Below are 15,102 nucleotides of genomic sequence, written 5' to 3'. Positions count from 1 at the left end.
TGAAAGAAGGCGGCCTTTTTGGCCGCCTTCTTTATATCCTATTGCATTTAATACTATAAAGAATATAATATAGGTGAGTAAACAATATAGAAGAGGAAGGAGGAGCGGTGGCGTTTTCATTGCAAACTTCAATTTTAGATCTTTGTGTGCTGAGCCTTCTGCGCAATAAAGATCGCTACGGGTACAGTTTTACGCAGAAGATGAAGCGTGTAATGCCAATTTCAGAGTCAACGATTTATCCGGTATTGCGTCGATTGCAGAAGGATGGGTTGTTGGACACCTATGATCGGCAGCATCAGGGGAGAAATCGAAAATATTACCGTATTACGGAAGCGGGAAGAGATCGCTTGACGATCTATCAGGAGGATTGGGAAGCCTTTAAAACAGCGTTGGAGGATCTGCTGGTAGAAGCGAGTGAGGAGGATGAAGATGACTAGAAAGGAATATTTGGACGCGCTCGAGAGTCGACTGGGACGGTTGACGCAGCAAGATCGCGATGACGCCTTGGCTTACTATCTGGAAATCTTTGAAGATCGCGGGGTGGAAGAGGAAGATAGCGTACCGGAGGATATGCCGGATCCGCGTCAGGCGAGTTTCGAGATTTTGCGCGATGATCAATTGCAGCGCATGGAAGAAAATGAAAAAGCGGAAACCAACCAGTCGCAGAAGAAAAAGGTATCGCTCTTGTTTACGGTCGTACTGGCGATCTTGGCATTGCCCATTGGTTTGCCGATAGCCATCGCTCTTTTACTCGTATTTTTAAGCGCTATCTTGGTCATCGGCTCACTTCTGATCGCAGGGGTGAGAGCCGGCGCAGGGCTTGCCCTGGGAGCGATAAAGGAATTGGCGACGGAAATGCCAAAGGCATTCAGCATGCCGCGTGCGCTGTATCTGTTGGGCATCGTATTGCTGGGCGTAGCTGTCGTGCTGATCATGATCCTTGTGCTGCGCAACATGATTCGCGGCATTCGAAAGCTTTTGTTACGGCAGAAGAATAAGAGAGGAGCACAACATGAGTAAACTGGGAAAATGGTGCTTGGGCATCTTATTATGTGGTGTAATCCTGGTTGGCGCCTCTTGGGCTTTGGGACTGCGCGACTTCAATATCGGTAACTCAGCATTTCGCGGAGAGAAAAAGACAAGACGCCTGGAAACCGTCACGGACGTGACCGTGAAACTGACGCTGCAAAATTTTGAAATTCGACAGGGCGGTACCTATGCCGCAATCGAATATCCGGCGTACAAGGATCCGTCGATGCGACTGGACATTCAACAGGAAAACGGCAAACTCAGTATCCATGCGCCGAAAGGCAAGGGCGGTGTGCAACTCAATTTGAGCAATATCCTTGATAACGAGTGGAAAAATCAAAAGATCATTCTCTTCTTGCCGAAAGACGCAAAGCTGAAACATATTGTGGTGCAGCAGGAGATAGGCAATACGCAGCTCAACAAGGTGCAAGCAGAACAGGTGAAGTTTACGTCGTCGGTAGGGGAATTAGACGCCGATGGTTGTACGATAGGTAACTTGAATGCCGAAAGCCAGACCGGCGGCCTCAGGGTTTCAGAAAGTAATCTCTCCTCCTCCTATTTACAATCCAATGTGGGCGCAATTCAGCTGCACATTAAGCCTTCCGGCACCATTGAGGCGCATACGAACACCGCTCCGATCGGGGTGACAACCTTCGGCGTCAAACGGGTACAGGCCATACTAAAAAGCGATACAGGCGAGGTTTCCTGGCAGGGAAAGAAGATGAAAAATTCTTATTACCGTGAGTGTGAAAAGCCGGAAGCCATTTTTTCACTGGAATCGGATACCGGGACGGTATGGATGATGGATCAGGATTTGGAAACGGAAGAGTTCAACGCGAGTATGCATGACCCTATGAGCATCGGTATTTCTTCGGAAGTAAAATCGCAAGAATAGCAAGGATCTGTCTTGGGAAAACGGCTGTTGCAAAGGGACAAGCGCTGAAATGACGGTAGCGCGGGAAGAAAGCAGAGTCTTTTAATCAGCAATATATGGGGGCGAAAAAATCTTTTCGCCCCCATATATTGTATAAAGAGAAAGATCGTGATAGCATATAAGTAACAATATAAACAGAGGCGAAGGAAAACGACGCCCTGCTTTTTTTCCGCTGAAACAAGGTCGGGTCCCCAGCGCAAAACGATATCAGAAGTGACCCGAAAGCCGCCGGAACGACGAGTACCGGAGCAATATGAGAAAAGGGAGAGGGACATGATTACGGTTAAGAAACGCGACGGGTCCTATGTGGACTATCGCATTCAAAAGATCCAAGACGCCATGCGCAAAGCCTTTGTTTCCACACAAACGCCCGTTTCGGACGATGTATTGGAGCTCTTAGCCCTGCGCGCCACCGCAGATGCCGGCAAGCACGCCAATGATGATGTTTTGGAAGTCGAAGCCATTCAGGATAGCGTAGAACGAGTCCTTTCCGACTGCGGCTACGCCGAAGTAGCTAAAGCCTACATACTCTATCGCAAGCAGCACGAAAAATTGCGTCGCGTAAACGATACTTTATTGGACTATAAAAAGCTGGTAGACGATTATCTGAAGATCAATGACTGGCGCGTGAAGGAAAACTCGACGGTGACCTATTCCGTCGGTGGACTGATTTTATCCAACTCCGGCGCGATCACTGCCAATTACTGGCTCTCGGAAGTCTACGATAAAGAGATCGCAGAAGCACATAAATCAGCGGCCATTCACATTCATGATCTGTCCATGTTGACCGGCTACTGCGCAGGTTGGAGCCTGAAACAGCTCATCGATGAAGGTCTTGGCGGCGTACCGGGAAAGATCACTTCTTCACCCGCCAAGCATTTATCCACGCTCTGCAACCAGATGGTCAATTTCCTGGGCATCATGCAGAACGAATGGGCGGGCGCACAAGCCTTCTCTTCCTTTGATACGTATCTGGCGCCCTTTGTAAAGGTCGATCATTTGGATCTCGAAGAAGTCAAGCAATGCGTGCAGTCCTTTGTGTACGGCGTGAATACGCCAAGTCGTTGGGGGACGCAGGCTCCGTTTTCCAACATTACCTTGGATTGGCGCATACCGGCCGATCTTAAGGACATGCCTGCCGTCGTCGGCGGTAAGATGATGGACTTCACCTATGGCGATTGCCAAGCTGAGGCAGATCTCGTGAACCGCGCGTTCTTGGAAGTGATGCTCGAGGGCGACGCCAATGGCCGCGGCTTCCAATATCCGATTCCGACCTATTCCATTACCCGCGACTTTGATTGGTCGGCCACGGAAAACAATAAGCTGCTGTTTGAAATGACCGCGAAATACGGCACACCGTATTTCTCTAATTATGTCAATTCGGATATGGATCCCTCCGATGTGCGCAGTATGTGTTGCCGTCTGCGCTTGGATCTGCGCGAATTGCGTAAGAAAGCCGGCGGTTTCTTCGGCTCCGGCGAATCCACGGGCTCCGTTGGTGTCGTGACTATTAATTTGCCGCGCATTGCTTATCTGGCCAAAGACGAAGCGGATTTCTACCATCGCTTGGATGCTCTGACGGACGTGGCAGCCCGCTCCCTGAAGCTGAAACGCAATGTCATCACGAAGCTGTTGGAGGCAGGCCTTTATCCTTATACGAAACGCTATCTGGGTACCTTTGAAAACCACTTCTCCACCATCGGCCTGATCGGCATGAATGAAGTGGGACTGAATGCAACCTGGTTGGGTGGCGATATGCGCGATCCCAAAACGATGCGCTTTGCGAAGGAGGTCCTCCTGCATATGCGCGAGCGTTTAAGTGATTATCAGGAACAATATGGCGATCTCTACAATTTGGAAGCAACGCCGGCGGAATCCACGACCTATCGTTTTGCCAAACACGATAAAGAAGATTTCCCGGACATCAAAACTGCGAACGATCACGGTGCGCCGTACTACACGAACTCATCGCACCTGCCCGTTGGCGCTACGGAAGATGTATTTGATGCCTTGAAGGCCCAGGATGAATTGCAAACCCTCTACACCTCGGGCACCGTCTTCCACACCTTCCTTGGTGAAAAATTGCCGGATTGGAAGAGTGCTATGGCTTTGGTTCGCGCCATCGCCCAGAATTTCCATCTGCCTTACTACACTATTTCACCGACCTATTCCGTCTGCCCGGATCACGGCTATCTGTCCGGTGAACAGTACGTCTGCCCGCATTGCGGCAAAGAAGCGGAAGTCTACAGCCGCATTACAGGCTATTATCGCCCCATTCGGAACTGGAACGATGGCAAACAACAGGAATTTAAGGATCGGACAGAGTACACATCTTTGAACAAATAAAAAGCGCTGTTTGCGCAGCGCAATAGATAGAAGAAGGCGGCCCAACGGACCGCCTTTCTTATTTGTCTTACTCGTTGCCGGTGCGCATGAGGTGGATATGCGTCGGCCGGCAGGAGAATACCTTATTTATTGTTGAATAATCCTTGGAAGAAATCAACAATGCCTTGGAAGAGATTCCCGAAGAAACCGCCCAATTCGGATTTGGTGCTGGGGGAGAGATTTGCCCAACCGTTTTGCACTTTTTTCATTAAGGTATCACCCTCTTTGAGCAATCTTTCGCCAAGCTTTTGTAAATTGGCCTTTTGCTCTTCAGACAGCTCGATCTTGGAAAATTTTTCCATCAAGCCTTGGAGGGATTGCAGATTGTCTTTGGTCAATACGCCGTCCAGATTGTAATTGTTCACAACGGAATTGACAATGGTCGTAATATCACCGACGGAAATGGAACCGCCGTTATCCTGTTTTGTTTTGGCAATTTGTGCTTTGATTTCGGCTAAGGCGGCGTTAAACAACTCGTCGGAAAAGCCGTCTTTGCCTTTGTTTTGTTCATTGATCTTGGACGTAATGACCAATTCTTCCTGCGCCACCTTGATGTTTTCTTCCGGTAAATTGCCGGTAGTGCCGCTAAAGGCCTTATAGACACCGGCCAGAGCGCCTGAGCCATCCACCGCTTTGACGGAAGCAACGCGAATATTCATATTCGTGGCACCGGCCGTAATAGCTGCATTCGCATATTCTGTCGGTGTGATGGCTGTAATGGTATCCGGGGTGACGATATCCACATTCACCCCGCTTTTATCCTTCGCAGGCTCCAGATATACCGATGAATACACCTGATAGTATTGATAATGGTCGTGCAGGAGGGCGTTCATTTCTTTAATATTCACCTGCATCTCCAACGCCTTGTCGGATACCTTCAGCAAATGTGCGGTTTCTTCTTTTTGCTCTTTTGTTAAACTTTGCCCATAGGAATAGACCGGCTGCTTCAGATTATCGGCAGAAACGGATCCCGATAAAGCGACAAATCCCACGCACAGTGCCAAAGCGCCCGCAAATACTTTTTGATAAAAAGACGATGTGTGTTTCATAGTAACTCCTTCTCCCTTGGCTTCAAAGGAAGCCATAGCACCTCGTTTGATGCTCCTTAATAGTACGCGAGCCATTTGTGCGCAATGTGAAGAGAAAATTTCCTATTTACTTGATCTTTATATCGAACAAACACAATTGGGCTACTCTAATCGTGTAAGTATTGTTGAGAGTCCGCCATGGACAGGTATTCCGAAAAGAATTTCACTAAAGGAGGGAGTATGCGAACCAAAAAATGGGGCATCGCTCTTGCATTGCTGTTATCCGCAGCCATGCTGATGCCGAACACTGCTTTCGCCCAATCCGGCGATGAAGGACAGTCGTTTGTGGAAGATTTGGTCGAACATCCGCAGACAGAAACGGAAGAAAAAGAAGTTGTAGCGGAAAAAAAGTCTGAAGCGGAGACAAAGGCAGAAAATACGGAAGAGACCGTACAGCCGAAGCAAGACAAGAAAGAAGCGGTCCTTTCTAAAGAGAGCGTGGCCGGAAAATCGTTGACAATCTTGCATACCAACGATGTACACGGTCATGTGGCGGCTTCCAGTAAAGACGGAAAAACCGGCAACATCGGTTACGCCAAATATGCCGGCATTATTGCTGCTAAAAAGGCCGAAGGCCCGGTATTGGTTGTGGACGCCGGCGACTTAACGCAGGGCACAAACTTTGTCACCCTGTCGAAGGGCGAAGCCATCATTAACCTGGCCAATAAAATCGGCGTGCAGGCGATGGTACCCGGCAACCATGAATTTGACTACAGCCTGGAACAGGCCAAGAAAAATTCAAAACTTGCCAAGTATCCCTGGTTCGCATCCAACATTTTTGATGAGAACGGCAATCTGTTATTCCGTGCCGGTGAAGTCATTGATGTGGACGGCATCAAGGTTGGCGTGTTCGGCTTAGCCACGCCGGAAACCAAGTATAAAGCTAATCCCTTGAATACGAAGGGACTTAAATTTACCGATACCGTTGAAGAAACCGTGAAAATTGCGCAGGCGGAGATCGATAAGCTGCTCAAGCGCGGCGCCGATTACACAATCCTGCTCAGCCATCTCGGCAGCGATGAGGAATCCAAGGTGAACACGCTGAAAGTGGTTCCGCAGCTGAAGAATCTGGACCTTCTCATTGACGGCCACAGCCATACGGAATGGGTGAGCGGTCATCCCTTTGAAAACGGAACCCTTGGCGCTTCCACCGGCGAACACTTGAAGAACGTCGGTATTGTACACGTCGTGTTCGGTAAGGATGGCACACCGCAATCTAAGGCAGAGCTCATGAATTACGCAGCGGCACAGTCTTATAAAGACGACACGAAGGTTGCGGAAATCATTGCTGCTTTTGATAAAGACAACGAAAAAGTACTGGGACAGGTTGTTGGTACCCTTGCCAAGACCTTGGATGGCGAACGCAATCACGTACGTGCCGGTGAAACGGGCATGGGCGATTTGATTACCGATGCGATGCTCAAGGCCTCCGGCGCCGATGCTGTCATCACCAATGGAGGCGGTATCCGCGCTTCCATCAATGCTGGCACGGTCAAAGTCGGCGATGTCTTTAACGTTCTGCCGTTTGGCAATGCCATGACCGTCATCGAAGTGACCGGTCAGGACATCATCGATGCCCTGAATTACGGCATTTCCGAATACCCGAATCCTGCCGGCAAATTCCCGCATGTCGCCGGCTTGACCTTCAAAATTGCCAAGAAGGACAACAAGAACGTTGCTACCAATATTCAGATCGGTAAAACAGCCATTGATCCCGCCAAGACCTACAAACTGGCCACAAATGACTTCATGGCAGTTGGTGGCGATGGTTATGAAATGTTCAAGGGCAAGAACTTGCTGGCCACCCACGGCTCTTTAGCACAGATCGTTCAGGACTACATGACGCAATTGACCAAAGACGGCAAAGGCACCTTCACCTATCTGACCGACGGTCGTGTGGCCGAAGCCAAGGCGAGTGAACCCACGCCGAGTAACAAACCGTCCACGGATAAGCCCGGCACGCAGCCGACGGACAAGCCGACGACCAAACCGGCAGACAAGCCGTCTACGAAACCAGCCAAAATTGCTGCCAAGAAAGCCGACAAAAAGGCACCGAAGACCGGCGATGTGATGTTCATGGCTCCGGTTGCTCTGCTGATTGCGGGTGCAGCCCTGACTATTGCTGCTAAGAAGAAGGCAGAATACTAAGCCCTTTCGAAAAACAGGAACAACGTCAGACGACGCCCGGATAGGAACCAAGTGGAGAGGCAACGCAGTACTGCGCGGCCTCTCCACTTTTTGTCATTCTTGGAGCAACAGCTTTGGCGCAGGCTCGGAAGGTGGCAAGAAGAGGGGCGAGAAGAAGATGCGCAAGAAGATGCGCGACCGTGCCTTTTGCGAAAAACGTGCAAAGGCACGGTCGAAAAGTGCGTGAAGCGGGGGTGAGCGACCGTGCCTTTTGCAAAAAAAGTGAAAAGGCACGGTCAAAATGTGCGTGAAGTGGAGGTGCGTGACCGTGCCTTTTGATAAAAAAGCGCAAAGGCACGGTCAAAATGTGCATGAAGTGGAGGTGCGCAACCGTGCTTTTTGCAGAAAACGTGCAAAGGCACGGTCGAAATGTGCGTGAAGTGGAGGTGCGTGACCGTGCCTTTTACAAAAAACGGGCAAAGGCACGGTCAAAATGTGCGTGAAGTGGAGGTATGTGACCGTGCCTTTTGCAAAAAACGTGCAAAGGCACGGTCGAAATGTGCGTGAAGCGGAGGTGTGCGACCGTGCCTTTTGCAAAAAACGTGCAAAGGCACGGTCGAATGCCCTTTTCTCAATTTCGCTGCAGAATTCCGGAAAATGTGCTATACTATAAGCATCAGATCCCGCCACACCTCTCACTGAAGTGCAAAACGGCGGGCCTTTTTCATTCACTACGACGGCCGACGACGCGCCTCGCTACGGCAGTTTACGCATCGCCTCAGCGGCGCCTCGCCACGGCGGCGCCATTGCCATGGCAGCACGTGCATCGCCAAAACGTCGTAGAGCACCGGCAAAGGTGGGATTATGGCTACGCAGAAACAAGGTTTTCGTTTTGAAGCAAAAATCTATAAGATGGTAACAAAGGACAAGCTGGTGATTGGGGATCTGGATTATGCCAATGCAGTTTTTCAGCACATCAGTCCTTTTCATCTGGAGAATTTCGGGTTGCCCTGGCGTAAGTTGGATGGTACGTACCGAGAGGGAACCACATTTGAAATGCTGGTGGATGCGTATCTCGGGGATCGCATGATTAAAAATTTTTTATTTGATTATTTGGCAGATTATGAAGTACAGTTGCGACATGTGGTTGCAACGGTGCTCAATGAAGCATTTGGGGAATATGGCTATTTGGATCCGGGACGTTTCAAAAATGCGGAGTATCATAAAAATTTCATCAATGATTTGGAAAACGAGTTGACGCGTGCCAATGAACCGTTTGTGCGTCATTTTCAGTCGAAGGGGGATAAAATGCAGCATGTGCCGGTGTACGTGGCGGTAGAAGTGATCACGCTGGGTACGCTGACAAAAGTAGTGAACAATATGCGTCGCCCGGAGCAGAAAAAAGTGGCAGCGTTTTACGGGGTGCGTTCTGAGCTGGTGCTAAACTCGTATTTCAAATGCTTTACGACATTGCGCAACACTTGCGCTCATCACGGGCGACTGTCCAATCGTCGTTTTCGCGATGGCTGTGCGATTTTAAAAGAAGATCAACGCACACTGGAGCAGTTGGCACCGGCGTATCGCCCGGACCCATTTTGCTTTTTTGCGATGCTGTTGGGTCTGATGCATGTGATGGGAGAGAAAAGCAGCAACGAGATCATCGCTCTGTTTCAAAAGACTTTTGCGGAGCACCCGCATCTCGCGCCACGCATCCTAGACTTTCCACCGCATTGGGAAAGAGTATTGCGCATGGCGGCAGGGCTGGAGGCGCTAGAGAAATAGAAGGCCGTAATGGCCGAAGTGCGTGGCGACAGAGTTGAAATGGTTCGGGGAAACGAACAGTGAAGAAAGGGAACAGAAATGCGTCCGGAAAAGGACTGGAATACACTGCAAAAAGACGTGAATTGCTGGCTTGAGGCGTTTGATCATCCGGAAAAAGATCGCATCGTGCTGCATTTGGTAGGTACGAACGGCAAGGGATCGACAGGACGCACGATTGCGCTGGCGCTTGAAAAAATGGGTGTGGAAAAAGTGGGGCATTTTATATCGCCACATGTGCATCATTACGAGGAACGTATCATGGTGCAGTCGCAGCCGATTGCGCATGAAACATCGGTGAAGATACAAGAAGCCATGGAAAAGAAGGGGCGGGAATGCCATTTGCCGTATATTCCGTATTTTGCACGGAGCATGGTCGAAGCCATGCTGGCCTATCGTGAGGCTAATGTGCCAGTGATTGTGATGGAAGCGGGGATCGGTGGGCGTGATGATTGCACGAATATTGTGCCCACCGTGATGAATGTGTTCACCACGATTGACTTCGACCATCGCGACAGACTGGGCAATACCATTGCTGACATTGCTGAGGCCAAAGCCGGTGTTATTCAGGAAGGATCGCTGAGCGTCTCTGCCAATCAGCGGCCGGAGGCTGCTGTTGTACTGCGTGAAATCGCCGCTGCCAAAGGAGCATCGCTGGTATTCTATGATCCTAACGACGTGACGAATGCATCGCTAAAATGGGAAGCAGGCGATCGTCCCAAGCTGCACTTTCACTTCTCTCGCGGCCTACTCTCCGGCGATTACGAGGCACGCCTGATCGGTGAGCACCAGCTTCAGAATTTTGGTACCGCTTTAGTGGCGATGGAGGAGTTTCTGCAGCCGACTTTTTTGGAAAAAATCGGCTTTTCATTGCGCGAAGGAATGTCGCTGCAAGAGGGAAAGCAACAGGCGGTGCAGCAGGCCATGCGCGAGGCAGTGCAAGAGGCATACTTGCCGGGACGGATGGAGATGATTTCCGCGTATCCTATTGTGTTTATCGATGGCGCGCACAACCATCAGGCAGCGCAGGTTTTAATGAAGAACTTGAAGGACTTGTTGGAGCTTTCACCGGCGAAGGGAAAGGAACTCATCTTACTCTTTGGCATGCATGACGGCAAGCTTTCCGAGGCCGAGCAGCAGGAGTTCTTTGATGCCTTTGCAGCAGTCTATCGCGTGCACGTGCAGGATACCGATGACTGGGAAGTGGTGAAAGAGATGCACGATGCCATGGAGCGCGCATACCGCGAGCATCCGAATGGCCTTTTTGTAGCGGCGGGTTCGCTCTATCTGTTGGACGGCGCATCGGCTTGGGTGAAAAGTCGAGAACAATAAGAAAAAAAGAGCCTTTTTCGTAACGAAAAAGGCTCTTTTTATTGGTCTTAAAGGCGTTTCTTATCGCGTTGTTTCCCTTAATACAATCGATATAAACCACACACGATACCTAAAATGCGGCAATCTTTAACAATGATGGGATCCATCGCGGCGTTTTCTGGGCGCAATTCGATGTGATCGGGGCGCCGGAAGAAGGTCTTGACGGTGGCGGAATCGTCCAGCAATGCCACAACCTGTTGTCCGTTGCGGGCGGTATCCTGGCGACGCACGATGATGTGATCGCCATCGTAAATGCCGGCTTCAATCATGGATTCACCATGAATTTCCAGCACAAAATAGTCGGCACCGTCGTTGGGAAAAAAGGAAGATGGCAGCGGTATGGATTCCTCCGTCACATCTTCAGCGTAAATGGGGGAACCTGCCGCCACAGCACCGTAGAGAGGAATGTCAAAGACATCACTGCGATACGGAGAATCCGGGGTATCCTCTACTTCTTCAATGTCCGCTATGGGGCGGATAGAGCGATATGAGCCTTCGGTCATGATGATTTTTCCAGCATCCATCAGGGCATGCAGATCTGTGGAGACCGTTGAGGTGGAGCGAATGTCCAACGCACCTTGCAATTCACGAACGGTGGGGGCAATGTGGTTTTTCTCCCAATAGGCGGAAATATATTGCAGCATGGCCAGCCGTCTTTTTTTTACCGTCGGATTCATAGGATCTCCTTTGCTACCAGCATGGATAGCGCTTATCTGCGCAAAACGAAGAAAGTCGAACAAACTTTCGCCTTTATTATATCGATTTCATCAGCGTGTGACAAGGCTGATTTTGGGTACTAATGCAAACGAAGGATGATTATCACTTGTCAGCGATAGTATCGCTCAACAAGAGGGAGTGAAGGACGGTCTCATGCGAGTTCGTCTGAGAACAAACTAGGAGGAACTATGAAATTCTTTTTTTGTAAACATTGTGGTACATTGCTCGTAAAAGCCAACCAAGTTGGCGGCTGCACCCCGGTATGCTGCGGTGAACAAACCACCGAGCTCAAGGCCAACACAACGGATGCGGCCAAAGAAAAACACGTACCCGTTGCTACACGCGAAGGCAATACGCTTAAAGTAGTTGTCGGCTCCACCATCCATCCGATGGAAGAAGACCACTACATTGATATGATCGCCGTTGAGCAAGGCAATAAACTCCAGAGCGTAGCTCTTAAGCCGGGTCAGGAACCGAAGGCTGAATTCCTGGTCGAAGACGGCCCGGTAACCGTTTATGAACATTGCAACAAACACGGACTCTGGAAGACGGAGGCCTAAGTAATAGTGGGCATCGGCAAAGGCCGGTGCATGAAATAATAATGAAAACTCTCTGTGTCGTGCGACACAGAGAGTTTTTGTATGAAAGGGAGAGGCAGGTGTTTTATGCCGTTCTTAGCCTCGTTCCAATTCTTCTTCCAACACCTGCGCCACAATGGCGGCAAAGCGCTCGGGTGTGCGGATGTAGGCAAAGCCGGTGCCGTAGATGCGCTGCGCAGCGCGGAGATCTTTTTCTTCGCCGGTGAAAAGGCCGAAGACAGCAATGCCTTGGCGACGGAGTCGCTCGACTTCGCGGGCGGTATCCAGGATCGCAAAATCTTCTTCGTATTGCTGAAACTGTTGAAAGGATTCATTGTTTAAAGCAATGCGCTGGTCATAGGGTTTGCCGTCGGAGAGGACAATCAGAACATTGCGGCAGCCCGGCTTCTTTTGTAGGGTTTCACCAATGAGACGAAGGGCATAGCCGTCGCGATTGGCGCCGTCGGGGAAATAGCGCAGAAGGGCATCGGCTCGGTTATGATCCGTGTAGTCATGCAGGCGCGTGAGAATGGTGAAGCCTTGCTGGCTTTGGAACGTGGTAGCGCGGAACGGAATACCGACGGATTCAAGCGTTTCCGCCAGAAGAAAGCCCTGCGTAGCAACGGAAGCATGACGTGGTTCCTGGGAAGCGGAGGCATCCAGAAGCACATCCACAATGAGGCGACGTGGGGCGTCGTGGGCATCGTGGAGAAACACGCGATTGTCCCGGAGTGCAAACACGCGCCAAACCCGTCCGCCAACAAGCTTTCCATGTTCTTGAAAGGCCGGGCTATCCTCTTCTTCAGCATGCAGCACCTGTTCCAACCGGCGACGCAGAACGCGTTCGGCACGACGGACGGTGTGGCGATGCGCTTCAAGATAGGCGCGGTTCTGCTCGGCAACCTTCTCGCGTTGCTCCTTTCGAAATGAGGACATTTGCGCAAACGACAGACCGCTCGTGAGATAGGGAATGCTGTTTTGATGCACTCCCGTTGCTGTTTTCATGCGTAATTGCCATGCCTCCTCTGGCGTGAGTAGGGGACGGCCGAAATGGCGTTCAATAAAAGCGCGGCGTGCCTGTTCTGACTTAGCAATGCGTTTGGGAAACAGTGGCTTCTTGGCGCGTTGTTTTCCCTTGTGCTCCTCCAATTGTGCCAGCGATGTGAATTCCGCAGCGCCGACGAGCATTTCCTCGAGAACCGCTTCTTCCGAGAGGAGGGAAGGCTCCTTTTGCGATTTCTCGGGAGAAACAGTCCGAGGTGCGTTTGTTGCTTCCGTTTTTTGCGCATCGCGAAAGACAGCCAGATGAAAATAATCGCCAAGAATCGCGTTCATGCCGTCCAATAGAGCGTTAGTATCCGCATTTTCCAATGCTTCCAACGCATCGAGTAGCGAAAGAATCGCCGGAGAGGCTTTGGGGAAATCGCCGAGTGCGCGCTCGAAATGGGCTTTTTGCAATTGCTCGACAAGCGTGCGTGGAGCGGAAAAGTTCCATTGGGCAAGCTGCCTTAGCAGATAGCGATGATTTTGCATGGCCATGGCCGGGCGACCTTCGGCCAAAACACGTCGGGCGTGCGCCTGCATGGGCAGAGCTAAGAGCGCCTCCAACAGAGCCTTTGGCAACTGTTGCGCATGAGCGGCCATAAATTGGGCGATGCGTTCGTCATCGTAGAGCATATGCATGATGCCGCTAAGAGCGTTCGCATAGCGAAATATCGCTAGGTGCGTTTTGGCAGGCACTGCCATTTTTGAGGCAGACTCTGCAAGCGTCCTTGACGTCGCGGCAGACCTTTCCTCATGCGGCAAAATAGGGGCAGGCAGCCAACGGTAATCCGCTGACGTGGTCCATTGCACGTTCTTTCCACGATCCTCCCATACCCGCCTGCGCACGTCCTTTTCGACGGCGTCGGATTCTTGCTGTAAAGCTCGCTCGGCGCGCAGCGTCGCGGGATTTTTCATGACGGCATCACTCCATCGCTATTCGGAGTAAAAAGGTCCGCTGCGTCAAGCGATTCTGCTATGCGCAAACGCAGTACATCGCGGACAAGTTCCTGTTCGTAGGGATCCGCGGTTTTATTCGTGAGCCCCATATCGAGAGCCAAAGCTGGCGCAAGTCCCCGTTGCATCAGACGCAGCGCCGCAAATAAGCCTCGTAAATCCACGGCTTTAGTTGAAATTTCGGCATTGATACTCTTGCGATGCAAATCGCCGAAAAGGCCGGCAAAGGCCTTCACATACGCTTCTTTCAAAAGCGGAAAATGCTTGTGCAGTAGCCATTCCAACGCTTCTGTCGATAACACCGGCATCTGAATCACCATAAAGCGCGACATGAGCGCTTCATTCAGCTCGCGGGTCCCCAGATATCCTTCGTTCATCGTTGCAATGAACCGCGTTTCCGGTTGTAAACGAATGGGGCGAATGCCCGGCAAATCGATCAAGCGACGAAAATCCAGCGTCGCATGCAAGACAGCGACAGCATCGTTACGCGCCATATTGATTTCATCCAGAATACCAAAGCCACCTTGCGTTGCCACATCATAGACCGGGCCTGGTCGAAACTGGACCGAGCCGTCACGAAATGTGTCCGTTCCTAATAAGGTTGATGCATCCGAATTGATATGGAAGCTGATATTGCGCCGCGGCCGTTCAAAAAGATCCGCCAAATTCTCCGCCAACACATTCTTTCCCGTGGACTTCGCCCCGACGAGTAGCAGATTTTCTCCCGCCAACAGCGCCGAAATCGCCTCCTCCCACACTTCCTTTCCATAATAGAAAAAGGGCGATGGCGTATCCACTCCGATTTCCTTCATGGGATGCGCCTTCACCCACGACGCTACTTGTTCCAACAATGTTTCATTCACACCTTGTTGGCGTAAATTTTCTACACCATTCCGGCGATTCGTTACCGACATAGTACTTCCTTCTTTAATAGTTTTCCGCCAACTCCTTTAGCGATGGACGAGTTCCTGTTAACGCCGTGAGGCTCTCAGCCTGTCGCGCAGCGTTCACACTTCATTGTGCGGATCCCGCAGTTTGCCGTACGACCGACGGTCGT

At 50.8% G+C, this 15,102-nt stretch carries 12 protein-coding genes; 8 read left to right on the top strand and 4 right to left on the bottom strand.

Translation table 11 applies throughout. The annotated features are described in order from the left end of the window. The first annotated feature begins 107 nt into the window (after positions 1-107). From BN98_RS03875 to BN98_RS03860, 4 genes are all read left to right on the top strand, one after another. On the top strand, positions 108-437 hold the full coding sequence (locus tag BN98_RS03875) for a PadR family transcriptional regulator (protein ID WP_019189629.1): 330 nt from the start codon (positions 108-110) through the stop codon (positions 435-437). Further along, positions 430-1,020 carry a DUF1700 domain-containing protein gene (locus tag BN98_RS03870; RefSeq protein ID WP_019189630.1) on the top strand — a complete coding sequence of 197 codons (591 nt, stop codon included), beginning with the start codon at positions 430-432 and terminating at the stop codon, positions 1,018-1,020. Before BN98_RS03875 ends, BN98_RS03870 begins: the two co-directional genes overlap by 8 nt. After that, positions 1,013-1,924 (top strand): DUF4097 family beta strand repeat-containing protein, encoded by a 912-nt coding sequence (locus BN98_RS03865; protein ID WP_019189631.1) that lies wholly within the window; start codon positions 1,013-1,015, stop codon positions 1,922-1,924. The genes BN98_RS03870 and BN98_RS03865 overlap by 8 nt, the downstream gene beginning before the upstream one ends. 312 nt (positions 1,925-2,236) lie before the next feature. Further along, positions 2,237-4,309: a ribonucleoside triphosphate reductase gene (locus tag BN98_RS03860; RefSeq protein WP_019189632.1), complete on the top strand. Its 2,073-nt coding sequence runs from the start codon at positions 2,237-2,239 to the stop codon at positions 4,307-4,309. A 122-nt stretch (positions 4,310-4,431) separates the two neighbouring features. On the opposite strand, the gene BN98_RS03855 is transcribed toward BN98_RS03860, so the two are convergent. Further along, on the bottom strand, positions 4,432-5,397 hold the full coding sequence (locus tag BN98_RS03855) for a DUF1002 domain-containing protein (protein ID WP_019189633.1): 966 nt from the start codon (positions 5,395-5,397) through the stop codon (positions 4,432-4,434). A gap of 219 nt (positions 5,398-5,616) precedes the next feature. Here BN98_RS03855 and BN98_RS03850 point away from each other — a divergent pair, with 219 nt between their 5' ends. From BN98_RS03850 to BN98_RS03840, 3 genes are all read left to right on the top strand, one after another. Beyond that, positions 5,617-7,584 (top strand): 5'-nucleotidase C-terminal domain-containing protein, encoded by a 1,968-nt coding sequence (locus BN98_RS03850; RefSeq protein ID WP_019189634.1) that lies wholly within the window; start codon positions 5,617-5,619, stop codon positions 7,582-7,584. Positions 7,585-8,427: 843 nt separating this feature from the next. Beyond that, complete coding sequence (locus BN98_RS03845) at positions 8,428-9,345, top strand: Abi family protein (protein ID WP_019189637.1); 918 nt, start codon at positions 8,428-8,430, stop codon at positions 9,343-9,345. Positions 9,346-9,423: 78 nt separating this feature from the next. Further along, entirely contained in the window at positions 9,424-10,713 is a 1,290-nt protein-coding gene (locus BN98_RS03840) for a bifunctional folylpolyglutamate synthase/dihydrofolate synthase (RefSeq protein ID WP_019189638.1), read from the top strand. Between the two features lie 77 nt (positions 10,714-10,790). On the opposite strand, the gene lexA is transcribed toward BN98_RS03840, so the two are convergent. Continuing rightward, the gene (gene lexA / locus BN98_RS03835) at positions 10,791-11,429 is read right to left on the bottom strand and encodes a transcriptional repressor LexA (protein WP_019189639.1); all 639 of its coding nucleotides are present in this window, start codon (positions 11,427-11,429) and stop codon (positions 10,791-10,793) included. Positions 11,430-11,657: 228 nt separating this feature from the next. Between lexA and BN98_RS03830 the strand changes: the two genes are divergently transcribed. Continuing rightward, positions 11,658-12,029: a desulfoferrodoxin family protein gene (locus BN98_RS03830; RefSeq protein ID WP_019189640.1), complete on the top strand. Its 372-nt coding sequence runs from the start codon at positions 11,658-11,660 to the stop codon at positions 12,027-12,029. A 114-nt stretch (positions 12,030-12,143) separates the two neighbouring features. Here the strand turns inward: BN98_RS03830 and BN98_RS03825 are convergent, their stop codons facing one another. Continuing rightward, a complete protein-coding gene (locus BN98_RS03825; protein ID WP_019189641.1) occupies positions 12,144-14,006 on the bottom strand; it encodes a vWA domain-containing protein in 1,863 nt (620 codons plus the stop codon). Next, positions 14,003-14,959 carry an AAA family ATPase gene (locus tag BN98_RS03820; RefSeq protein WP_019189642.1) on the bottom strand — a complete coding sequence of 319 codons (957 nt, stop codon included), beginning with the start codon at positions 14,957-14,959 and terminating at the stop codon, positions 14,003-14,005. Before BN98_RS03820 ends, BN98_RS03825 begins: the two co-directional genes overlap by 4 nt. Between the last annotated feature and the right edge of the window lie 143 nt (positions 14,960-15,102).

Origin of the sequence: Levyella massiliensis, from assembly GCF_000308275.2 — a bacterium.
In the GTDB taxonomy this organism is placed as follows: Bacteria; Bacillota; Clostridia; order Tissierellales; family Peptoniphilaceae; genus Murdochiella; species Murdochiella massiliensis_A.
This window is presented reverse-complemented; position numbering and strand designations above follow the sequence as displayed.